The following is a 19,667-nucleotide window of genomic DNA, read 5'->3' as shown; positions in this document are numbered from 1 at the left end:
ATCGGTCGTCTCCTTCTTTTCCTGCGTGCTTATAAACCTACTCCCTCGTGCTCTCGCCGGTCATCACCGCACTTGCTATCATGTGGGCCAGTCTGAGCGGTTCCGGTGTTAGGCCTGTTCTCGTGGTTACGCGGATTATCTCCCTAGCTGTTCCCTCGTCGACGCCAACCGCCTGGAGGTAGAGCTTCTCTGGGAGGAGTTCCACGAGGGATGGAGCCTTTTGGAGGAGTGCAATCCTCCGGTCAGCATCTGGGAAGTGCTTTCTCAGGGCGTTCTCCATGGCCTCTATGTCGGGCTTTTTCCTAACGATGACAATGACTGGAAGACCTGTCTCACTGTTCAAGCGCTCCAGGTCGATTACGTTGAAGCCCCCGTAGGTTATCCCCTTGAGGAGGATGACCCTCAAATCCTCAAAGCGGGAGGAGGTAACGGCGTCTATCATGGCGTCGGTCGCATCGGTTCCGTCGACGGTTATCCAGCGCGAGAGGGCCCCCACAACCTCCTGCGAACCCTTCATAACGACGCCGATAAGGATGGTCTTATCCCGGTTGAGTTTGGAGGAAAAGGAGAAGGTGCCGTCGTCGAAGCCGACGACGCGAATCTGAGGTTTGACCTTTCGTATCATTCAAAGAGCACCTGCCCCATCCACTCGGAGTACTCGCGGTTGAGCTTGTCAAGGTCGATTCTCGCGATAACGGGTACCTCGTAGGGGTGGAGGTCCCTTATGGCCTCTTTGAGTTCCTTCCACTTACCCACCTCTGTTTTGAGGAGAACTCCAACCTCTTTCTCCTCTCTTACCCTATCTTCCCCCCAGTATATCGCTTCGTGCTCGCGCAGGTTAGCGCAGACCGCAAGCTTCCGCTCAAGGAGTTCCCTCACTGTCTTTCTGGCGCTCCCCCAGTCCGGAAAAGTGGTATAGACGAATATTGCCTCCATGCCCTCACCCGTTTGAGTATCGACGGATAAGCTTAAATCGGTTGCGGGAAATTACCTGAGGGATGAGTCATGGAAAGGGTGAGGGCGCACCTTAGGATACACGGCCGTGTTCAGGGGGTCGGCTTCCGCTGGAGCATGCAGAGGGAGGCTAGAAAACTGGGCATTAGTGGGTGGGTTAGGAACCTGCCCGATGGGACTGTTGAAGCCGTAGTGGAAGGCGAAGAGGAGAGGGTTGAGGCTTTAATCGGCTGGGCGCACCAAGGACCCCCAATGGCTAGGGTAACAAAGGTAGAGGTAAGATGGGAGGAACCGGAGGGCCTCGAGGGCTTCAGGGTGACGGGTTAGTCATTCTCTCGATGAGTGCCCTCTTGGGGCAGTACTTAACCTCGCAGTAGTTGCAGACTAGCTTTTCCTTGTCCTTCTCCGGTGTGTGGAGAATGAGTTTTCTAAAACCCTCCATGTCCTTGACGCGGACGAAGACGCCAACGGGAAGCGTTCCGTCGATGACAATGTAGAGCTTCGTGGGTTCCTCGCGGAGGTTTCTACTGAATATCTCCATAACACTAACGTCGTTTTCGTGTAGCAGCTTCAGAACGTCAGAAAAGCCCTTTAGGTATTTGTCCTTGTCGAGCTCTATCTCTAAAACCTCCCAGCCCATCAGCGGTGCTACATCGATTAGGCTCGGCAGGGGGTTGAGCTTCTCGAAGATGAGCTTAAGTGGGTAGGTCTTCTCAATGTAGTCGATGGTATGGTAGACTATCTTTCTGTTGACGCCGATTATCCTGGCAAGCTCGCTTATAGGGACTTCAACGTCCCTCAGGTAGATTTTACCCTTCTTAACGCTCAGGCCGTTCTCAAAGAGGAACTCGGCCACCTTCCTCCTCGCTGGGTAGTTCTTGAAATAAGCCTCGAGTACGAGCATCATCTCTGTTCACCTCTTACCCATAAATGAGTAGAAATGGATATTTAAATCTTTCCCCACGGAAGGTTATTAAGCACAACGTCACAGCCAACGGAAGGGTGGTCTGTATGGAGAGGCTGGACGTCATAGGGGTAGGGAACCTCAACTACGACATCATCATACTCCTTGACAGGTTTCCGGAGTTCCATGAGAAGGTGAACGCAAAGGAGGCAGTTTTCGGTCTCGGTGGGGCTGCTGCAAACACGATAACCTGGTTGGCTCACTTTGGCCTGAAGACCGGCTACCTCGGAACAGTTGGAAAGGATGAGATAGGGAATGCCCACTTAGCCTTCTTCAGAAGGATAGGTGTTGATATCTCAGGAATAAAGCGGGTCGATACCCCCTCCGGGATCGCCATAGCGATGGTGCACGGCGATGACAAGAGGATCGTGAAGTATCCCGGGGCGAACCTGTTCAAGGAGGTGAACTTCGATTACCTCTCCAGGGCCAGGCACGTTCACCTCTCCTCCAACCCAGAGAAGACGATAGAGGCCGTCGTGAGGTTCGCGAGTGATAGCGGGATAAGCACCTCACTGGACATCGGCGAGGCTCCACTCTCAAGGGAGATAGAGGGTATAGTGGACTACCTCACAATGAACGAGGATGAGTATAAGCGGAAGTTCGGTTCCCTCGACCCGTCGCTCTCAAACGCCAAAAACCTCATCATAACACTCAACGGGGGTGGGGCGCTAATAAGGGACAGAGATGGAAACGTTGAGGAAATACGCGGCCTGAGCGCCGAAGTGGTGGACTCAACCGGTGCTGGAGATTCCTTCGATGCTGGTATTATTTATGGAATCCTAAACGGATGGTCTCTCGCGGACTCAGCAAGGCTCGGCATGCTTCTCGCTTACCTGACGATCCAGAAAGTCGGAGCGAGGAGCGCGGTGGTTCCAATCGATGAGGTTATGAGAAAAGCAGAGGAGCTGAGAATGAAGCTCCCGTTCAAAGATGTCAAAGCTCACAATGTTTAAATACAGAAGTTAATAAAAGGGAGACATCAGGAAACCTTAAAAATTTGAATCCTAAAAGTCTTAGATGGGCCAAAACTCATTAGACCGGAGGTGACGCTCTTGGAAGTCATAATAGAGAACTTCAAGCCGAAGATTACTCGCCCTTTCAAGAGGAAGAATGAGTACTGGGTCAAGCTCATCCTCTCCGAGGGCGAGGAGTACATTATGAAGTTCAAAACCCCACTCGAGGCGGAGGATGCCATATACGGTATGCTGGACGACCTTCAGGTCTACGGGGGAAAGGTCAAGCTCAAACTCCGCGAGGGAAACGTTATTGACAAGATAGAGGTTTTAGAACTCTACAAACCCTCCGCGAAGGAACTCCTCAACGAGTACTTCACCAACTAACTTGATGTTCTTTTCTGTCTATTGGGGTTGGAAAAATGACAAAAACCTATATATACTCCAGAACACATATTTAACTCTTGGATAGTCCCGCAGTGGTTAGATTCCAAATTCTCGGAGGTAATGGCGGTGACAAGACGGAAGGACAAGGAACTCCTTGAACTAGCAATGGACATGGGCGGTGAGGAGGCCGTTGAGGTAATCAAAGCTCTGGAAAAGAAGAAAGAAGTCACCGACGAGGAACTTGCTGAGATAACGGAAATCCGCGTCAACACCGTTCGGAAGGTTCTATACATGCTCTACGACCAGGGACTTGCCGAGTTCAAGAGGATAAGGGACAAAGAAACCGGCTGGTACTACTACTACTGGCACCTTGAGATCAAGCGGTTGCCCGAGATAATCAGGGCCAAGAAAATGGCCGAGCTTAAAAAGCTCAAGGAGATGCTCGAGGAGGAAACGAGCGAGATATACTACTGGTGCGGAACCGAGGGACATCCAAAGTTGACCTTCGATGAGGCAATGGAGTACGAGTTCCAGTGCCCGATATGCGGCGGGATGCTCATGCAGTACGACAACACTGCCGTCGTTGAGGAACTTAAGACGCGCATAGAGAAGCTGGAAATAGAGCTTGGGTTGAAGCCAAAGCCAAGGAAATCATCCAGGAAGTCAAAATCAAAGGGAAAAGCGGCTAACTGAGCGGTTGAATGGATTGATGAACTTCGGGGAGGGTGAGGATGGAAGAAGTGGTTATTCTGGAGAAAGTTTACGGGGACAGGAGCGGTTTTCTCAAGCTCGACAGGAAGTTAAAGGCACTTCTGGGGGAGCTTGAGGTTGAGTGGAAGCTCTCCGCGGTAAAGAAGAACTGGGTAAAGGTCCTCCTCAAAGGCGAGGACGAGGAAATAAGTGCAAACCTAATTAGGGAGGAGTTTGGGGAGGTTCCATACAGCCTCAAAGCCGTTGGAGATGGAAAAACTTACCGCGGTCGCTTTATAGACCTCGGGAAAGTCGGTTATGGTGCCTACGTTGACATCGGAATCTTCCGCCCGAGGCCGAAGGACGCCCTCCTGCCGCTATACTACCTGAAGGAGACGTTCGGGGAAATGCCCGTTCGCGAGATGATAATCAAATCCGGCTGGGTCGATAACCTGCCTGTTGAGGTTACCGTTACTAAGGTCGAGTTCGGCGCGAGGGAGGTTGAGCTGGCCTTCAGCGACGCCCAGCTGAAGCGCATTAAAGGCTGGCTTAGTGACGGCCATGACAGGCTCTTCATAGCCGGAACCGTCAGCGAGAACATTGAGAAGGCTCTCATCCAGACGAGCCACGGCAGAGACGTGAAGCGCATAGAGGAGCTTGGACTCATGGAGACCCTCCTCGTCCTCAAGAAGGGGACCCAGGCACCGGGTATAATCAAGGAAATAGGGCCTCACATCAAGGGAACCACAATCGGAGCCATCAAGTTCCAGGAATGATCCGGTGGAGGAGCCTGACCGTCAGCGCCGCCAGAAACATGAAGTCGTAGGGAAAAAGTGAAGGAACCAACAGGGTTAAGGGTACGTAGACGAGGGTCATCAGCAGGAAGAAGGCGGTCTGACCTTTCATCCTTATCCTCCCCCCACCCTTCGCCCACGCGTAAACCGCGGTGAGGACCATGAGGCCTCCGTCAAAAAGGAACTTCCCCTCACACCTTAGGGCGCAGGGATAAACACTTCTCGGAATGCTGATTCCAAGGCCAAGTGTTTTGTACATAACAACCGTTCCAAGTGCGGTTATAGCAAGGTATGCATAGTTTCTTAGACGTCTCTTTGGAAACGCGAGAACGAAGATTACGGGAATAAGGGAGAGGTATGGGTTTATCGCAATGACCAGCAACGTAAAGGCCGAGAGGACAAGGGTCTGGAGGAGTGCCTTCCACCACTCTGGGGAGAAGGTGACGTTGCTTATTATCGCGAGGGTCATCACAAGCGAGGCAAGACCAAGGGTGTCCCCCCCAACAGAATCCAGACCGAGCCTGAACATCGGAGCCATCAGGAGGAAGCCCACAACTATGAATCCCAAGTCACGCGCCCTCTTTGGTGTGAGGTAGAACGAGAAGGAGAGGATTAAAAGTATGAGGAGCCAGTGGATGAAAAGAACGTTCTCTTCAACAGGGGAAATGAAGCGGAAAGCAAACCCCATAATGGCGCTCAGCGGTGAAGAGGCCACACCACCCACGGAGAACTCAAGGGCATTGAGAAACGTTCTAAGGAAGGAATCCGTGAAAGCCACCTTCCATGAGGTCAACGTCCACAGCACGTACAGGGAAACAACTATTGCGTAGAAACTTCCGGCGTGCGTTTTATCCCCACGAAGGGCTGCAAGGAAGACTATAACTAAGAAGAGGACAGTTCCGAGGAACACCAAAACTGAGTTCCGCGAGGGGTTCCAGAGGTTCTGGAAGGCCCTTTCCGTGAGGTATATGTTATCCTCGGTCCCGGTTATGAGAACAGTGCCGTTGAGAACGACTATCGACGGAAGAAGCGAGGCGTTCTCGGGGAGACCGGTTCGGTTCCAGAGCTTTCGCATAAGAGGGTTGTCGTAAACGTTACCAACGAGGACGAGCGTGCCGTTCCCACGGGGTTTAACCGTCAAGAGCCTCTGATCCACGTAGTAGGCCCATGCACGCGCCCAGATGTCGTTTCCAGCGACGACCGTGAAGGGGGAACTTGAGTTGAGGAACGACTCAAAGGCAACCTTATCTGGGTGGTAAGAGAGCCGGGCCGCGGAGACCTGGGGCACCAGCAGAAGAATCAGGAACAACAGGGGAACGGCCGCCTTTCTCATGTTCTCCCTCGGCTCGAATACCCAGAGGTGGTTAAAAAGTTAATGGGGTCACTCCTCTCCGGAGTCCCCTGTTTTTTCTCCATTCATTTCCTCGAGCTTCTTCACGAGGTTATCCACTATGCTCATGAAGGACTTCGCGGCAACGGTATCCTCGTAGAGGACTATCGGAATGCCGGCGTCGCTTGCCTCCCTCGCCTTGAGGTCTATGGGGATTTCGCCGAGGAAGTCCACGCCCTCCTTCTCGGCGAGCCTCTTTCCGCCGCCTTTGCCAAATATGTCAATCTCGTTACCGCAGTGGGGGCAGATGAGGTAGCTCATGTTCTCCACTACCGCGACATAGGGAACCTCCATCTTTTTCATCATGTTGACGGCCTTTCCCGTGTCGAGGAGGGCAACCTCTTGAGGCGTGGTCACTATCACCGCCGCATCAAGATTGAGGGTCTGGGTAACCGTCAGTATCTCGTCACCCGTCCCGGGCGGGAAGTCAATTATCATGAAGTCCAGCTCACCCCACTTGACGTCGCCGAGGAGCTGCTTGATGGCCTTCGTGACAAGTGCACCACGCCATATTATTGGCTGGTCCTCTGGAACCAAGAAGCCCATACTCATAACTTTTATTGGTGTAACCTGACCGAGGAAGTCGTTCACCGGTGGGAGCATCTCAAAACCGCCGTCTTCCCTCTTCTCAGCGAGGACGTCAGCCCTCTCAACGCCGAGCATCTTGGCGACGTTTGGACCATGTATGTCAGCGTCGAGAACACCCACAAAGTAGCCCTTCTTTGCTAGGGCTGCCGCGAGGTTTACAGCCACGGTGCTCTTTCCAACGCCACCCTTTCCACTTAGGACCGCCACCTTGTACTTCCATTTTTCCTGCTTTTCCTTTATCCTCTGCTCAAGAGGGTCAGCGCTCAGACCACCTATGTTGAGAGTGGGAGCTTTGATAGTCATCTTTCAACACCTCCACTCAATCATCACATGGGGAAACTTAAAAGCTTTGCCCAGATAGTTGTCAGTATTGCACAGGTTTGGGTAAAAGAATCAGTGTGGAGAGAACACCTCCTCAGCGAGCCTTTTCACAGCCTCGATGTAGCTGGTATAGTCCATCGCCTGGGCCGCCGCGGGATGAAAGATTTTATCCACCAACATCGGTGCGAAAATACCTAGCAGGACCACCATGGCTGCGAGAACCACGTTTACGGCGTTGAAGGTCCAGACTTCTTTTATGTTCCAACGTTTTTCTTTTTCATCATGCCCGTGTCCGTGCCCTCCACTCGGCTTCCCGCGCCAGAGGTAAACAAAGACCTTGAAGTAGGCCCAGGCCGCTATTGCGCTCGTTATCACCACCACCGAGGCCAGCCAGGGACTCACCTGCATGAGTGCGTCGAAAATGAGCATCTTCCCGAAGAAAACGTTAAGGGGAGGGACACCGACGAGGCTGAGGACAGCTATGCCGAAGAGGAAGGTATTGACGGGCATGGCCTGTCCGATTCCAGTAAGCTCCTCGATTCTGCTCGTTCCGGCGCGGTAGATGAAGGCCCCGGCCGTGAAGAAGAGGAGGGCCTTCGCTATGGCGTGGTTGACGAGGTGGAAGTCTATTGCCGTAAGGGCGAGCTGGGTTCCAACGCCGAGGGTCATGAAGAGGTAGCCCATATGGAGTATCGTGGAATAAGCGATGAGCCGCTTCATGTCCTTCTGAACTAGCATCATGAGTGAGCCGAGGAAAGCCGTAGCTGCCCCAAGGGTGAAGAAGACAAGCGAGAGTGCCCAACCAAAAGGAAGGCCGTGGAAGAGAGTGTAAAGGTATCTCGCTAAAACGTAGATTCCAGCCGCTTCAATGAAGCCGCTCAGGACTGCTCCAACAGGGATTGGTGCACCGGAGTAAGCCGAAGGGAGCCAGTAGTGACCTGGGAAGATGGCGCTCTTGACTATAACCATCGAAACCGTCAAGGCGAAGAAGATTGCAAGGGCGAGTGTTGGATTTCCAAAGAGCCTCGTCGTTACCGGAAAGCCTATCCCATGGAACATGGCGCTTAAGTCCGCCATGTTAAGGGTTCCGAGGGAGGCGTAGATGAATCCCAGAGCCAAGAAGTAGAGGCTGGTCGCTACTGCCCCGCTGATGCCGTACTTGAAAGCTCCCTCTACGGCTTCGCTCTTCGTCCGGTAGAATCCGACTATGGCGTAGGCGCTCGCGCCTATGACCTCGAACATGACAAAGACGTTAAAGGCATCCCCAGTCATAAAGACGCCGAGGTTACCTGCCTCCAAACCGAGGAGGAAGGTGTAGAAGGACTCCAGACCGCTCCACTCCGAGAGGTACCTGGCCGAGTAGATTCCAGCGAGCAGGAAGCCAAAGGAGGCCACCAAGACGAGCGTTGCTGAGAGCCTGTCGACCTCGAAGACGATGCCTATCGGTGCAATCCAGTTGCCAAAGGCGTAAACTAGGGGCGTGCCCGAGGAGTAGACCCTCTCAAAGAGCAAGAGAGAGACGAGGAAGGCCGTGGTGAGGGCCGTTAAAGCGTAGCCAACGATGATCCTCCGGTTCTTCCCGGTTATTATCGCGAGAAACGGCAGAAAGAAGGCGAAGCCGAGTGGTATGATTGGGACGATTCCGACCTCCATTCTATCACCTCAGTCAAATATTCTCCCCGCGTAGTCCTCGAAGTATGCGACGATGTTCTCCTTCACTTCCTTCTCGTCAAGCGTGGAAACGTCGATCCAGTGGACGTAGAGCCACTTTCCGTCGTCGCTTATATCGACCACTATCGTTCCGGGGGTGTTGGTTATCGAATTGGCCACCAGAACCTTCCCATAGTCACTCTCAACATCGAGTGGGATTCTAACTATGCCTGGATTGGCCTTAAGCGTGAAGATGCGCTTGGCCATATCAATGTGGGTCTTTGTCTCCTCTATAAGGAAGTAGCGGAGGCCGTAGGTTACCGCGTAGAACAACCTCCTCGGCGAGAAGAACTTGGACTCGTTCTCCACCAGCCAGTGACCAACGAGGAATGAGACTATAAAACCCACCACCGAACCGGTTATCAGGTTATACTCGCTGATAGCGCCAGTGTAAAACAGGTAAACCGCGAGCACAACGACGAAGGTCGCGGGAGAGAATCTCCCGAGCGGATTCATTCTTCCTCACCCCTCGTTATCTCGGCGATGTCCCTCGCATCGACGGTTCCGTGGAGGCGGTAGAACTGGATGGCGTAGGTCGTGAGAAGTATGTTCATAGCCATGCCTATGACGACCGCCGTCAAAACCAGCGCCTGCGGAACGGGGTCAACGGCCCTGTTCAGGAATTCCTTGAAGGTTATGTGACTCTCATAAACAGGAGGAAAGACGGGAAAGACCATTCTGTACCCTATCAAAATGAAGAGCATGTTTATGGCGTCACCCATGACGTTGAGCATGATGATTTTCTTTATCAGGTTGGAGCGCGTGGCAACACCATAGATTCCGAGGAGCATCATCGCGAAGAGGGTGATGGTAATGTATGCCAGCAGGAGGCTAATCATTCAGCTCCCTCCTGAGAACGTTTTTGAAGACCCACTCTGGGATCCCTAGGACGAGGAACACCGTGAGGAAGCCAAAGGTCACCGCGGTGTACTCACCAACATCGAGGTTGAAGAGGCCCGTTTCACCCGGCAGAAGGTTTATCTCGAGGAGTCTACCGCCGTAGATGAAGGCCGGAGCCAAAACTGTGGCCAAAATCAGGGCCAAGCCGGCAGCGTAGGCCGATATTGTGTGTCTGAGTGTGAGTCCCTTTCTTTCCAACGTAAACTTGCTAAAGGCCGCGAAGAGGAGTAGCGCTGCCACAGCCATCGCTGAACCGCCCTGAAAGCCGCCACCCGGGGTTAAGTGCCCGTGAAGGGCTATCGAGGCGGAAATAGCAATTATCATAACCACTACGAACTTCGTCGTGGCCTTCACTATGAGGTCCATCTGTCTGTGCGGCATGCCCCCCTCAAGCTCCCTCGCCTGCCTGAGCTGCTCTTTATCGAGGCGGAGGACGCTCAAAGCTCCCATTATCGCAAGGAAGAACACAAAGGTCTCGAAGAGCGTATCAAAACCACGGTAGTTCCAGACGATGGCGGTTACAACCTCCGGGCTGTGGGAGGTAAGACCCTCGTGGGCGAAGGCGTGACCCAAGTAGAACTCACCGAGCGGCCTGAGCTCCTCCCCACCGAGGCCGAGGACGTTTTTAATCGTCACGGCATAGGCTATGAAGAGGAAGGCGAGAAGGAAGGAAACCGCCACGATTACATCCCTCTTCATTCTCCCACCTCGTAGCGCTCGGTTTTGCTTATAGCGAGGATGACGAGGGCAGTGTAGGCTCCAACGGCTATCGCGAGGTATGCGAGGACTATATCAGGGGCGGCCAAAATGTAGAAGCCAAGGGCGAAGAAGGTTGACTGGACGGAGCTTAGAGCGAGGGCCTTGAGCAGGTCGTGCTCCTTCATGGCAAGATAACTGAATACGAAGCCGAACGAGACCACTATAACGAGAATGAGGAGGTGAAGCTCTATCATTCCCCGACCCTCCTGAAGGAGAACTTTGGCTCTTCCTCCTCGCCGGGAACCTCCTCATGCTCGCGAACGAGCTCTGCAACATCGCTCCTCTTTGGCAAATCCTCCTCAAGCTGATCAACCACGAGTTTGGGCTTCTTTCCGACCCTTCCGAAATAGACCGCTGAGACGAGTGAGTGGGAGCCTGTCGGGGCTATGAGAAGGATGAGAACGCCGACGGTAAAGGCTATGCCCGCCATAAAGAACCTCTGAGAGCCAAGGGGATGGTAAACAAGGGCAACTAAGCCTGCACCGAAGACGGGCAGAGCGGCGCCTCCTATTGTCCCCACCGTTGCGGCGTGGCTCCGCATATAGAAGTCGGTAAAGCGGAGCATGCCTATCGCTGCGATTAGGTCATATATCGCCCCCAGTAGGATAGCGATTGAGCCGATGATGAAGATGATTTCCTCTATCATACCTCTACCTCCCCGTAAAGAACGTATTTAGTGTAGTACAGATCAAGCATGAAGGCCCAGAGCGCTAGGATTATGGCGCCGCTCGCGAGCATTATCGACTTAAAGTAAATACCGAGGACGACCATAAAGGCTGCCATATCGAAGGAAAGACAGTCCACAACTAAGATTATGTCGGCCGTTGTTGGCCCCTTTATGGCCCTTATTCCATAAAGGATAAAGGCCAAAGCATAGATGACTGCTGAAAAGTAGAGGACGTTGAGGAAAGCACCCTCGAAGTTCATGCAAACACCCCCAGTAGGACTATGAGTATCGCCATTACCACCGCAAAACCTCCTATGAGCACGTTCATGTCGGGGTTTCTTTTCTTACCCCACTTGGCGAGCCTCTCAACGCCCCTTATCAGGGGCATGAACATGGCCTCGTCAAGGTGCCTCACCGGATAGTCAAACGCGTCATCCACATCCTTGATGTCGGGTATCTCATGCTTCGGAACGACCTTTATCATCGGGAGGACGTAGAGGATGTAGGCCTTTTTGAACTCACAGAGGAAGAAGCCGAAGGCCTCCCCCAGTATGTCACCCACGTTGTAGAATATGAGAAGAAGCTCGCTCACCCTCTCCGTTGGGACCTTTCCCACCTTCCAGCCGGCTATCGGGGCGGCCACGAGTAGGATAACCGCAAGCAGGAAAGATGGGGAGGCGAAGAAAACTCCGGCGGGACCCCCCGGAATCGAGCCACGCACCTCCCCTATGGCTGATGCTAGCCAGGGGTGGAGGAGGAGCGGAAAGACCGCAATGGTGAAACCAGCTACCGCAACGATGCCAGTTACGGACCTTATCATAAGCGGTATCTCCTCCCTCTCAACTTCCCTCTTGCAGAGCTCCCTGTTGAGGCGCCTTATCTGGAGTATCGAGGCCATCGGGAAGAGGCCGAGGAAGGCAACCGTCAGCATCATAAGCCAGAGGAGAACATCTTTGGACATAGCAATGCCCTCAAACACCAGCCACTTGGAGACGAAGGCCGCTAATGGGGGAACGCCTGCCATGGAAAATACGGAAAGAGAGATCAGAAGCGAAACCACGTGCCCCCTGAGGAGCTTTCTTATGGAGCAGATGTTCGGTTCCTCCCCGTAGTGCTCTATAGCTCCAAGTCCAAAGAAGACCGCGCTCTTGTAGAGGGCCTGATACAGAACGTGAAGGAGCGCTCCAATTAGGACTACTGTTCCTGCCATGCCGTTGAGGACCATCGAGGCACCGAGGGCAAAGAACGCGATTCCAACGTCCATTATGCTGTGGTGGGCAAACTTCCTCTTGAGCCTTATCTCCCTGAAGGAGTAGAGCGTGGCGAAGGCCGAGGTGGCACCAAGGGCGGTTATGGTGTAGCCGAGGGTTCTTGATGGGGGAAGGACGAACTCCGTCAGCCTCAGCAGGCCGTAAAAGCCAAGCTCCTCCCCGATGATGAAGATAGGTATGAACGGACTCGGAACGGAGCGGTAGGCCCTCGCAACCCACGTATGGAAGGGAAAGACCCCCGCCCTAACGAGGAAGGCGGAGAGGTAAAGTGCATACATCAACCAGAGGCCGACCGGGAGGTTCGAGAGGTTTTCATGTAGACCCTCAAATGTCAACTCATGGAGGCTTCCAATGGCGGAGTACGCTAGGGAAGTGGCAAGCAGGAGGGGGATTATACCGAAGAGCTGAGTAATGACTAGATACCTCCAGGCGGCCTTTCTGGAGCCTTTCGTCTCGGAGGTGAGGATGAGGACAAACGTAAAGATGGCGAAGAGTTCGTAGGCAAGAGTGAGTCTCTCAAGGTTATTCGTCGCGAGGAAGAGCAGAGCAGAGAGCAGTAACATGTTAACGGACAGACCAAGGTAGCGCTCGTCGCCCCTAGGCCTGTAGCCAAGGAGGTAGAGCGAGAGGGCGAAGGTGAGGAACGCGAGAACCATCAGAAAGAGCGCCGAGAGGGGGTCGACGTCAACCTCAGTGGGCAGGAAGGGCAACATCCCACCCCTGAAGCCGCTTATCCCCGCAACTGAAACCAAGAACGTGAGGACTGAAGAGGCCAGGGTAAACGTATAAACCAGTCTTCCACCCCTAAAAAGGGCAACGATGGCGCCGATGAAGAGGAGAGCAAGTGAAAGCTCCAACACTATGAGGGGTCCCATCAGTGCCCACCCCCGAAGAAGCCTATCCCGTGGACGAGAGGATACGCCAAGTAGGGAACGGCAAAGACGAGGATGAGGAGCATTATCAGCGAGGCAGTTATTATCGGGTGGCTGCTTGCCTTTGCCACGCTCCTCTTTCCGAAGACGTTTCTGGTTATCCACTTGACGCCGACCCAGAGGAAGACGGCCGAGTCCGCCAGAACCATGAGCACCGGAAGCCACGCGAGAGGTGTTACCTTAATCGCACTAAGGGTCGTTAGAAGCTCCGCCTTGCTAAAGGCTATGGCCATCGGGGGAAGGCCCGCCAAGCCGAGCAGTGCAACGCTCCAGGAGAGGGCGTTTACCGGGAGAACATCTTTCAGGCCACTTATCCGCCTCATGTCAAGGGTTCCAAGCGAGTAGGTGAAGCTTCCCGCGGTGAGAAAGGCCAACCCCTTGATGAACGCATGGGCCGTGAGCTGGAACATGGCCGCTTTTAGGCCCACTTCAAGGCCAAGGGAGGCGAAAGTTAGGCCGACAAACATTATTCCAGCCTCGGCAACGGTGGAATAAGCCAAAAGCCTCTTGGCATCCTTCTGAACCGGGTAGTTGATCATGGGGATCAGCAGGGTGAGCGACACCATCACCGCCATGAAGTAGAAGACCCATATCGGTAGGGGCCCTATGAACTGGAGGACTCTGGCGACGAGGTAGACGCCCATCTCGACCATTGCCGCACCGTGGAGGAAGGCACTCGCCGGAGTCGGGGCTTCCATGGCATCGGGAATCCAAGAGTACGTTGGGAACTGGGCGCTTTTCGTGTAACCAGCAATGAGGAGAGCTATGAAGAGCCAGGGCTTCACCGAATCGGAAACGTGTGAGAGCGAGAAGAGGCTCAGGTCGTGGAGCTGGGTTATTCCAATGTAAATTGCGGTGTAAAAGCCTATCATAGCCCCAACATTGGGGATTATAAAGGCCTTGAAGCCTGCCCTCACCCCCGCATTGGTTCCGTAGTAGCTGACCACCCCCCAGCACGCCAAGCCCATGAGCTCGAAGAATATAACGAGCCCCAGGAAGGTGGATGAGTAAACGAAACCAAGAGTCGCACCCTCAAAGAGCGTCATCCAGGCGTAAAACAGCCCGCGGCCCTTTCCAACGGGATGACCGACGTTCCTCTCGCTCATGTATTCCACGCCGTAGAACATGAAGATAAAGCCGGCCAAAGCCACAACCGTTCCAATCAGAACGCTCATGGGGTCGATTATTATACCATAGACCTCTCCAAGCCTCTCCGTAGTCATGTAGGCAAAGTGGAGCATCTCATGGTTGTAGTGGAGGAGGTACTCGATTAAAACGCCGAATTGGAGGAGCATGGCCAGGAGGAAAGAACAGAGCATAACAGCATCAGCTTTCCTCTCGTCGAGTTTGAAGAGGAGCAGTCCCCCGAGCAGTGGGACGATGAAGGTGAGAGTCGCGAGAAGTCCTATCATCCCCAATCCTCCTGACCCTAAACCCATTAGGTTAGTCTAACTATCCCTTTAAAGTTTTTCGGCGATTTCCAAAATTCATTTTAATGAAGGTACAAATCCGTGAAACCTGATAGGTTAACCACCAACTTTTTCAAACTTTACGAAGACCCCCTTAAAGTACTCATCGACGAGCGAGATAACCCCCGAAGAATCGAAGGGAAGGGATTTGATTGACCCATAAGCCTCGTTTAGAAAACCCCTTGCGATGTCCATAGCCTCCCTGAAAACACCAGCAGAGTTCATTCTCCTGAACAGGTTCAGAAGGTTATCCTCCTTCGGTTCGAGTAGGGTTCTCTCAACGAGGGATGAACCATAGTGCTCTGTGTAGAGTATGAGGGGCAGGGTCGTCTTACCGTTAAGGAGGTCCTTGAAGCGGTCCTTTCCGGTCCCAGGGAAGTAGTCAAGGACGTCGTCAACAATCTGAAAGGCCCTTCCAACCAGCATCCCTGCCTTATCCAGCTCCTCCCAGAAAGGTTTCTTAAGGTAGTAAGCCGGAAGCGCGAAAGAAGCTCCGAAGAGCTTCCCAGTCTTTCCGTCGATGACCCTGTAGTAGGTGCCGATGTCAAGGTGGACGCTTCCCCTCACTGCCTCCTGAAGGATTTCGGCCTTCACCATATCCTCGACGGCCTTGGCAACGTAGTCCACCATACCAGCCCTCTTGAAGGCGATCATCCTCAATGCCCTCACGAAGAGGAAGTCACCGCTGAGAACGGCAAGTTCAGGCCCCCACTGCATCGGCACGGTCGGGCTGTTCCTCCTCTTCTCCGCCAGGTCGATGACGTCGTCGTGAACTAGGCTTGCCGTGTGGATGAGTTCAATGGCGGAAGCAAGATCCAGGGCATCATCCCCTCTAAGGTCAAGGCCCTTTGAAACAGCCAAAACTATACGAGGCCTTATCCTCTTCCCACCGCTCCGTATCATGTACTCCCCTATCTTCTTGGCGAGTTCAACGCTTCCCTCTAGGGCCTCAATGAGCTTCTCGTCAAGCGACTCCATGTTCTCTCCCTCCGGTGAGAGCGAATCCCACAACAAAGGCCAGCACGATGAGTCCTATACCCAGCGCGGGCATTCCAAGGGATAAAAGGGCCAGCGCCGAGAATTCGAAGCTCGTGAACAGGAAGAAGTAGGAGGGCTTCCCCCCAGAGTAGAGCATCGCACTTACCCCGTGAAAAGCCGTGAAGACCAGCGCACTCAGGAAGGTGTAGAGCTCCCCTCCGGCAAAGGAAACCGGGAGCTTCATTATGAAGTTGGCGGCAACGAACGTGCCTATAGCCAGGAAGACGTACTTACCGACGCCAAAACCAAGACCGAGCGAGAGGCCATCCCTGTTATGGGAGAAGTAGTATTTCGAGCCTTCAACGGTAAGGGCCGTTAAGAAGGCGGTCGTTAGAACCCCCACGGCCCTACTCATTCCAATAGTCACAATGGAGTAAAACGGCAGGATTACTGAGAGACCGAGCGCTATTCCAACGCCCATGACAAACTCCGCCGTTTCAAGCCTTCTCCTCCAATAGTAAAACACCCCCAAGGGTATAAGCGAGCCGAGCATCATTAATAACATCCCGACGGGATTGGGTTTTGCCCTGATGCCGAGGGCAATCCCGACGAGTTTACCGTTCTTATAGGCTAAAAGAACCGGAAAGGAGCCTCTATCGCCGTAAACTCTATACTCGAACTTCCTCAACTCACCCTCAGTCGAGTTAGAGATAAGCTCATAGCCCCTAAGCTTCCCATAGTTGCTGAGGGTGAATTCCCCTATCTGGTGAAAGTAGCCCTCTGTGAACTGGCTTTTGAGTTCCCCACTCATATAAGGTTCTATCAGCGAGTAGTTGCCAGTGTTAAATGCATCTATGAACTTCCCCATGAAAACATCTGGGTTCCCCGCCTGGACGTGTGGAACCAAAAGAAGGGTAAGTAAAAGCAGTGAAAGGACCGCAACTTTCCTCATGGCTTTCCCTCACACTGCTGGTTCAATGGCCTTAATGAGCTTTTCTGCCATGCCATCTATGACGGGGATTCTGTAGGTCTCACCCCTAACTGCTTTCCAGATGCCGAAGGCCGCATATACCAGCCAGGTATAGACAACGTACATAGCTGGTCCAAAGTGGGGGTAACCAGGGTTCATATGCCAGGCCCCCATAAAGGCGAGCCAGGCGAAGAAGCCCATGACGCTCGAATAGGCGGCGTGCTTTCTCATGAACTCGCTCGAGTCCTTCATGAGGAGTATTGGAATCCCGCCGACGAAGCCCATTATGTACGCTATGAAAGCATCCGTAAAGTTGCCCATCTCCGTTACCTCCACACCCTCAGTTTTCGTTACCGGCATTCTCAATCACCTCCACTATTGCCTCACTCAGGAGCGGGTCGCGGTGGTTTAGCCCGACCCGGTAGTATCTCAGGCCGAGCCTATCCGCGACCTCTTTATATTCCACATCAAGCTCGTAGAGCGTCTCAACGTTCTCAACGAGGAAGCTGAGCGGGTAAATCAAAACCTCATTAACTTCCTCCAATTTGAGCTTCTCCAATACATCAGGGACTTCCGGTCCAAGCCACTCACCTTTTCCAAACTTGCTCTGGAATGCGATTTCCCATGGAAGGTCAAAGGCTTTCATGACCCTTTCGGCGAGTCTCCTGTGGCTCTTCTCGTAGGGGTCGCCTTCCTCGATTACCCTCTTCGGCAAACTATGGACGCTGAGGATAACGTAAGGCTCTTCAAAACCGCTCTCCTTCAGCCCGGTCTTAATATTCCCCTGAACCCAGCGGACGAACTTCTCATTGTCCCACCATTCCTTAACGTAGGGCTTCTCGCCAAAAAGCTCCCTTATCCTGACCAGACAGCGCTCCGTGGTTGAGCTTGAGTAGACTTGGTAGAGCGGGAATATTAAGTCGAAGTCCCAATTAAGTTCTTCCAAAAGGGGTTTTGAGTAGCACATGCCGAGTCTTATCTCGTGGCCGGTCTTTTCACTCACAGCCTTTGCTATCTCCTCCATATACTCGACGAGAGGACTTTTCCCGCCCATGAACGCGTAGTGCTCCCTAACCTGCCTCGCCCTCGCCTTCGCTATCCCCTTGATTATCGCCCTAGCGCCGGGAACGTCCAAACCTATGTGGTGCTTTATGTCATAGAGAAAGCGGAATATGAAGTCCTCGATTTCATCCGGTTCGGTGGGAGCGCCCATGTAGGTGAAGAGAACCCTCAAGCTACCACCTCCGAAAGGAAAGGAAGGGTCAGAGCGTACCGTTTAAAGCCGCTCCAAGGTTCTTGGCGAGGATTAAGAGGAGGCCAAGTCCCTTCTGAACGTCCTCGTCGCGGAGGTAACCCAGAGCCGAGGTCACGCCGACCCTTGGAGCATCCTTTGGATCGGTCTTGGCTAAAGCCTTGAGGAACGCTTCCACGAGTTCCTCTGTATTTACCTGTATCTTCTCTACCTCCTCGGTCTCTATCTCTCTGACCGGTTCAAGTGCGGCGTTTCCAATGCCCGCAAGCCTGAGGACTGCCTTCTCCTCGGCTATTGTCTCAAGGAGCTTGTCACCGTTCTCGGCCATGGACTTGAGCATGCCCAGTGTACCGCCCTTCTTGAGAGCCAAAGCAACCTCGGCCATCTCTTTAATGGCAATAACCTCCTCCGGGGTAAGAGTAAGCTCGCTCATCTTCACCACCTCACACCCTCAAGCTGTCAAGCCATCCCCTATAGAAGGAGTCCTTCATCAGCCTCACGAGTGGGCTCTTGAAGAGTAGATAGCACTCGTGCTTATACTTATCGCCCTTCCATTCAAACTCGCAGTTTCCGGAGAAGCCCGTGTTGTAGCCGTGGCCAAGACACATCGTCGGGGCGTATTCAGCCACCGGATAGCCACCGTGTATCCAGTGGAGTATGCTGGTGGCCGCTACAATCGAAGCGTTGTGGAGCGGAACTCCCGCAGTTAGAAGCCCGAGAGGCGGCATGCTCGCCTCGCTGACGATGTAAACCTCGTCGTATCCCGGATAGCGGAAGTCGGGTCCCTTCACTTTCGCCCAGCGCGGGTCTTTATCGTCAGCCATGAACGCCAGGATGTCTGGAATCGCTATCGGCGGAACTTTGATGAGGAGGTCGTAGTCAACCTCGGCGTTCTTTGTTACTACCTTATTGGAAGTTATCTCAACATGCCCCTCGTTGGATATGAACTTCACGTTGGCCTTCTCCATCTCCCTCTCGAAGAACCTCACCAGGTTTGGCCCGAGGCCAATTCCGGGCCTCTTGTCTGGATGGATGACGGTTATCTCAACACCCTCAATTCCGCGGTGCTCGAAGTACATCCTGAGGTTAAGGCTCATCTCGTAGGGGTAGATTCCGCAGCGGTGTGGTACCTCTGGAGTGTAGATGACTACCTTCCCGCCCTTGAATTCCGAAAGGGCTTTGTGAAGCTCAAGCGCCCCCTCAAGGGTGTAGTTATGGTAGCCGTACTCGCTCATGCCTTTATACTTGTCCCAAACGTACTCCACGCCGAGGCCAAGGAAGAGGTAGTCGTAGTCGTAGACCTTGCCGTTTTCAGTCTTCACCTGTCTGTTTGACAGATCTATCTCGGTAGCCCTGCCGATGTCAACTTTGAAGCCGTATACCTTTTCGGCGTTCTTTATCGGCGCCCAGGTTTCATGGGGCTCCGCAGAACCAAGCGCGATCTCCATAAATAATGGGGGCATGTAGTGTCTGTCGCTTGCAGTTACCATAGTAACGTCCACTTCCAGACCGAGCCGCTCGGCCTCGGCCTTTAGATACCTTCCAGCCACCAATCCAGCGGTTCCTCCGCCGAGTATCAGAACTTTGGTCATGCCTGCACCTCCCTCAGTTAGGATGGTCTAACTGAGTTAGGAAGTTTGGGGTATTTAACCCTTTTGATTCTCGCACCTTTAGGGTTTGGAACCCCTAATGGCCGAAATTTATATAAGAACATAAGA

At 53.3% G+C, this 19,667-nt stretch carries 25 protein-coding genes; 5 read left to right on the top strand and 20 right to left on the bottom strand.

Annotated features, from left to right (window positions below; translation table 11 throughout):
- Positions 1 to 37: 37 nt before the first annotated feature.
- Together MV421_RS00675 and cutA are read right to left on the bottom strand one after the other, a co-directional pair.
- Positions 38 to 625, bottom strand: a complete 588-nt coding sequence (locus MV421_RS00675; RefSeq protein WP_297416569.1) for a DUF99 family protein — start codon at positions 623 to 625, stop codon at positions 38 to 40.
- The gene (gene cutA / locus MV421_RS00670; protein ID WP_297416571.1) at positions 622 to 936 is read right to left on the bottom strand and encodes a divalent cation tolerance protein CutA; all 315 of its coding nucleotides are present in this window, start codon (positions 934 to 936) and stop codon (positions 622 to 624) included. The genes MV421_RS00675 and cutA overlap by 4 nt, the downstream gene beginning before the upstream one ends.
- 69 nt (positions 937 to 1,005) lie before the next feature.
- Here cutA and MV421_RS00665 point away from each other — a divergent pair, with 69 nt between their 5' ends.
- On the top strand, positions 1,006 to 1,281 hold the full coding sequence (locus MV421_RS00665) for an acylphosphatase (protein WP_297416572.1): 276 nt from the start codon (positions 1,006 to 1,008) through the stop codon (positions 1,279 to 1,281).
- Here MV421_RS00665 and MV421_RS00660 read toward each other — a convergent pair.
- On the bottom strand, positions 1,265 to 1,861 hold the full coding sequence (locus MV421_RS00660) for a regulator of amino acid metabolism, contains ACT domain protein (RefSeq protein ID WP_297416574.1): 597 nt from the start codon (positions 1,859 to 1,861) through the stop codon (positions 1,265 to 1,267). The genes MV421_RS00665 and MV421_RS00660 overlap by 17 nt on opposite strands.
- A 104-nt stretch (positions 1,862 to 1,965) precedes the next feature.
- On the opposite strand from MV421_RS00660, the gene MV421_RS00655 reads away from it, so the two are divergent.
- The 4 genes from MV421_RS00655 (at position 1,966) to MV421_RS00640 (ending at position 4,724) form a co-directional block, all read left to right on the top strand.
- Complete coding sequence (locus tag MV421_RS00655; RefSeq protein ID WP_297517719.1) at positions 1,966 to 2,871, top strand: ADP-dependent ribose-1-phosphate kinase; 906 nt, start codon at positions 1,966 to 1,968, stop codon at positions 2,869 to 2,871.
- A 99-nt stretch (positions 2,872 to 2,970) separates the two neighbouring features.
- The gene (locus tag MV421_RS00650; RefSeq protein ID WP_297416578.1) at positions 2,971 to 3,258 is read left to right on the top strand and encodes a hypothetical protein; all 288 of its coding nucleotides are present in this window, start codon (positions 2,971 to 2,973) and stop codon (positions 3,256 to 3,258) included.
- A 126-nt stretch (positions 3,259 to 3,384) separates the two neighbouring features.
- The gene (tfe, locus tag MV421_RS00645) at positions 3,385 to 3,951 is read left to right on the top strand and encodes a transcription factor E (protein ID WP_297416580.1); all 567 of its coding nucleotides are present in this window, start codon (positions 3,385 to 3,387) and stop codon (positions 3,949 to 3,951) included.
- A gap of 38 nt (positions 3,952 to 3,989) precedes the next feature.
- Positions 3,990 to 4,724, top strand: a complete 735-nt coding sequence (locus MV421_RS00640; protein WP_297416582.1) for a DUF2110 family protein — start codon at positions 3,990 to 3,992, stop codon at positions 4,722 to 4,724.
- On the opposite strand, the gene MV421_RS00635 is transcribed toward MV421_RS00640, so the two are convergent.
- The 17 genes from MV421_RS00635 to MV421_RS00555 form a co-directional block, all read right to left on the bottom strand.
- A complete protein-coding gene (locus MV421_RS00635; RefSeq protein WP_297416584.1) occupies positions 4,708 to 6,075 on the bottom strand; it encodes a hypothetical protein in 1,368 nt (455 codons plus the stop codon). The genes MV421_RS00640 and MV421_RS00635 overlap by 17 nt on opposite strands.
- Positions 6,076 to 6,123: 48 nt before the next feature.
- A complete protein-coding gene (locus tag MV421_RS00630; RefSeq protein WP_297416586.1) occupies positions 6,124 to 7,023 on the bottom strand; it encodes an Mrp/NBP35 family ATP-binding protein in 900 nt (299 codons plus the stop codon).
- A gap of 90 nt (positions 7,024 to 7,113) precedes the next feature.
- Positions 7,114 to 8,694 (bottom strand): proton-conducting transporter membrane subunit, encoded by a 1,581-nt coding sequence (locus MV421_RS00625; RefSeq protein WP_297416588.1) that lies wholly within the window; start codon positions 8,692 to 8,694, stop codon positions 7,114 to 7,116.
- A gap of 9 nt (positions 8,695 to 8,703) precedes the next feature.
- The gene (locus MV421_RS00620) at positions 8,704 to 9,207 is read right to left on the bottom strand and encodes a Na+/H+ antiporter subunit E (protein ID WP_297416590.1); all 504 of its coding nucleotides are present in this window, start codon (positions 9,205 to 9,207) and stop codon (positions 8,704 to 8,706) included.
- Positions 9,204 to 9,590, bottom strand: a complete 387-nt coding sequence (locus MV421_RS00615; protein WP_297416592.1) for a sodium:proton antiporter — start codon at positions 9,588 to 9,590, stop codon at positions 9,204 to 9,206. Before MV421_RS00615 ends, MV421_RS00620 begins: the two co-directional genes overlap by 4 nt.
- Positions 9,583 to 10,350 (bottom strand): MnhB domain-containing protein, encoded by a 768-nt coding sequence (locus MV421_RS00610; protein ID WP_297416594.1) that lies wholly within the window; start codon positions 10,348 to 10,350, stop codon positions 9,583 to 9,585. Before MV421_RS00610 ends, MV421_RS00615 begins: the two co-directional genes overlap by 8 nt.
- On the bottom strand, positions 10,347 to 10,604 hold the full coding sequence (locus MV421_RS00605) for a hydrogenase subunit MbhD domain-containing protein (protein WP_297416596.1): 258 nt from the start codon (positions 10,602 to 10,604) through the stop codon (positions 10,347 to 10,349). The genes MV421_RS00610 and MV421_RS00605 overlap by 4 nt, the downstream gene beginning before the upstream one ends.
- Complete coding sequence (gene mnhG / locus MV421_RS00600; RefSeq protein ID WP_297416598.1) at positions 10,601 to 11,056, bottom strand: monovalent cation/H(+) antiporter subunit G; 456 nt, start codon at positions 11,054 to 11,056, stop codon at positions 10,601 to 10,603. The genes MV421_RS00605 and mnhG overlap by 4 nt, the downstream gene beginning before the upstream one ends.
- The gene (locus tag MV421_RS00595) at positions 11,053 to 11,337 is read right to left on the bottom strand and encodes a monovalent cation/H+ antiporter complex subunit F (protein ID WP_297416600.1); all 285 of its coding nucleotides are present in this window, start codon (positions 11,335 to 11,337) and stop codon (positions 11,053 to 11,055) included. Before MV421_RS00595 ends, mnhG begins: the two co-directional genes overlap by 4 nt.
- Positions 11,334 to 13,223: a complex I subunit 5 family protein gene (locus tag MV421_RS00590; protein WP_297416602.1), complete on the bottom strand. Its 1,890-nt coding sequence runs from the start codon at positions 13,221 to 13,223 to the stop codon at positions 11,334 to 11,336. Before MV421_RS00590 ends, MV421_RS00595 begins: the two co-directional genes overlap by 4 nt.
- A complete protein-coding gene (locus MV421_RS00585; RefSeq protein WP_297416604.1) occupies positions 13,223 to 14,692 on the bottom strand; it encodes a hydrogenase 4 subunit D in 1,470 nt (489 codons plus the stop codon). The genes MV421_RS00590 and MV421_RS00585 overlap by 1 nt, the downstream gene beginning before the upstream one ends.
- A 114-nt stretch (positions 14,693 to 14,806) precedes the next feature.
- Positions 14,807 to 15,727, bottom strand: a complete 921-nt coding sequence (locus MV421_RS00580) for a polyprenyl synthetase family protein (protein ID WP_297416606.1) — start codon at positions 15,725 to 15,727, stop codon at positions 14,807 to 14,809.
- Entirely contained in the window at positions 15,714 to 16,679 is a 966-nt protein-coding gene (locus MV421_RS00575) for a DUF3887 domain-containing protein (protein WP_297416608.1), read from the bottom strand. Before MV421_RS00575 ends, MV421_RS00580 begins: the two co-directional genes overlap by 14 nt.
- A gap of 9 nt (positions 16,680 to 16,688) precedes the next feature.
- Positions 16,689 to 17,057, bottom strand: coding sequence for a hypothetical protein (locus tag MV421_RS00570; RefSeq protein ID WP_297416610.1), 369 nt, complete (start codon positions 17,055 to 17,057; stop codon positions 16,689 to 16,691).
- The gene (gene hemH / locus MV421_RS00565) at positions 17,038 to 17,931 is read right to left on the bottom strand and encodes a ferrochelatase (RefSeq protein ID WP_297416613.1); all 894 of its coding nucleotides are present in this window, start codon (positions 17,929 to 17,931) and stop codon (positions 17,038 to 17,040) included. Before hemH ends, MV421_RS00570 begins: the two co-directional genes overlap by 20 nt.
- A gap of 28 nt (positions 17,932 to 17,959) precedes the next feature.
- The gene (locus tag MV421_RS00560) at positions 17,960 to 18,382 is read right to left on the bottom strand and encodes a DUF1641 domain-containing protein (RefSeq protein ID WP_297416615.1); all 423 of its coding nucleotides are present in this window, start codon (positions 18,380 to 18,382) and stop codon (positions 17,960 to 17,962) included.
- Between the two features lie 10 nt (positions 18,383 to 18,392).
- Positions 18,393 to 19,541, bottom strand: a complete 1,149-nt coding sequence (locus tag MV421_RS00555; RefSeq protein WP_297416617.1) for an FAD-dependent oxidoreductase — start codon at positions 19,539 to 19,541, stop codon at positions 18,393 to 18,395.
- Positions 19,542 to 19,667: the final 126 nt, after the last annotated feature.

The organism is Thermococcus sp., assembly GCF_027023865.1.
Lineage (GTDB): Archaea > Methanobacteriota_B > Thermococci > Thermococcales > Thermococcaceae > Thermococcus.
Note: the sequence above shows the minus strand (reverse complement) of the source record. Positions and strands in the feature narration are given on the sequence as shown.

Excerpts from the sequence above, each read along its gene's own strand:
- MV421_RS00675 (WP_297416569.1), bottom strand. The coding sequence starts at position 625 with ATGATACGAAAGGTCAAACCTCAGATTCGCGTCGTCGGCTTCGACGAC.
- cutA (WP_297416571.1), bottom strand. The coding sequence starts at position 936 with ATGGAGGCAATATTCGTCTATACCACTTTTCCGGACTGGGGGAGCGCC.
- MV421_RS00665 (WP_297416572.1), top strand. The coding sequence starts at position 1,006 with ATGGAAAGGGTGAGGGCGCACCTTAGGATACACGGCCGTGTTCAGGGG.
- MV421_RS00660 (WP_297416574.1), bottom strand. The coding sequence starts at position 1,861 with ATGATGCTCGTACTCGAGGCTTATTTCAAGAACTACCCAGCGAGGAGG.
- MV421_RS00655 (WP_297517719.1), top strand. The coding sequence starts at position 1,966 with ATGGAGAGGCTGGACGTCATAGGGGTAGGGAACCTCAACTACGACATC.
- MV421_RS00640 (WP_297416582.1), top strand. The coding sequence starts at position 3,990 with ATGGAAGAAGTGGTTATTCTGGAGAAAGTTTACGGGGACAGGAGCGGT.
- MV421_RS00635 (WP_297416584.1), bottom strand. The coding sequence starts at position 6,075 with ATGAGAAAGGCGGCCGTTCCCCTGTTGTTCCTGATTCTTCTGCTGGTG.
- MV421_RS00630 (WP_297416586.1), bottom strand. The coding sequence starts at position 7,023 with ATGACTATCAAAGCTCCCACTCTCAACATAGGTGGTCTGAGCGCTGAC.
- MV421_RS00625 (WP_297416588.1), bottom strand. The coding sequence starts at position 8,694 with ATGGAGGTCGGAATCGTCCCAATCATACCACTCGGCTTCGCCTTCTTT.
- MV421_RS00620 (WP_297416590.1), bottom strand. The coding sequence starts at position 9,207 with ATGAATCCGCTCGGGAGATTCTCTCCCGCGACCTTCGTCGTTGTGCTC.
- MV421_RS00615 (WP_297416592.1), bottom strand. The coding sequence starts at position 9,590 with ATGATTAGCCTCCTGCTGGCATACATTACCATCACCCTCTTCGCGATG.
- MV421_RS00610 (WP_297416594.1), bottom strand. The coding sequence starts at position 10,350 with ATGAAGAGGGATGTAATCGTGGCGGTTTCCTTCCTTCTCGCCTTCCTC.
- MV421_RS00605 (WP_297416596.1), bottom strand. The coding sequence starts at position 10,604 with ATGATAGAGCTTCACCTCCTCATTCTCGTTATAGTGGTCTCGTTCGGC.
- mnhG (WP_297416598.1), bottom strand. The coding sequence starts at position 11,056 with ATGATAGAGGAAATCATCTTCATCATCGGCTCAATCGCTATCCTACTG.
- MV421_RS00595 (WP_297416600.1), bottom strand. The coding sequence starts at position 11,337 with ATGAACTTCGAGGGTGCTTTCCTCAACGTCCTCTACTTTTCAGCAGTC.
- MV421_RS00590 (WP_297416602.1), bottom strand. The coding sequence starts at position 13,223 with ATGGGACCCCTCATAGTGTTGGAGCTTTCACTTGCTCTCCTCTTCATC.
- MV421_RS00585 (WP_297416604.1), bottom strand. The coding sequence starts at position 14,692 with ATGATAGGACTTCTCGCGACTCTCACCTTCATCGTCCCACTGCTCGGG.
- MV421_RS00580 (WP_297416606.1), bottom strand. The coding sequence starts at position 15,727 with ATGGAGTCGCTTGACGAGAAGCTCATTGAGGCCCTAGAGGGAAGCGTT.
- MV421_RS00575 (WP_297416608.1), bottom strand. The coding sequence starts at position 16,679 with ATGAGGAAAGTTGCGGTCCTTTCACTGCTTTTACTTACCCTTCTTTTG.
- MV421_RS00570 (WP_297416610.1), bottom strand. The coding sequence starts at position 17,057 with ATGCCGGTAACGAAAACTGAGGGTGTGGAGGTAACGGAGATGGGCAAC.
- MV421_RS00560 (WP_297416615.1), bottom strand. The coding sequence starts at position 18,382 with ATGAGCGAGCTTACTCTTACCCCGGAGGAGGTTATTGCCATTAAAGAG.
- MV421_RS00555 (WP_297416617.1), bottom strand. The coding sequence starts at position 19,541 with ATGACCAAAGTTCTGATACTCGGCGGAGGAACCGCTGGATTGGTGGCT.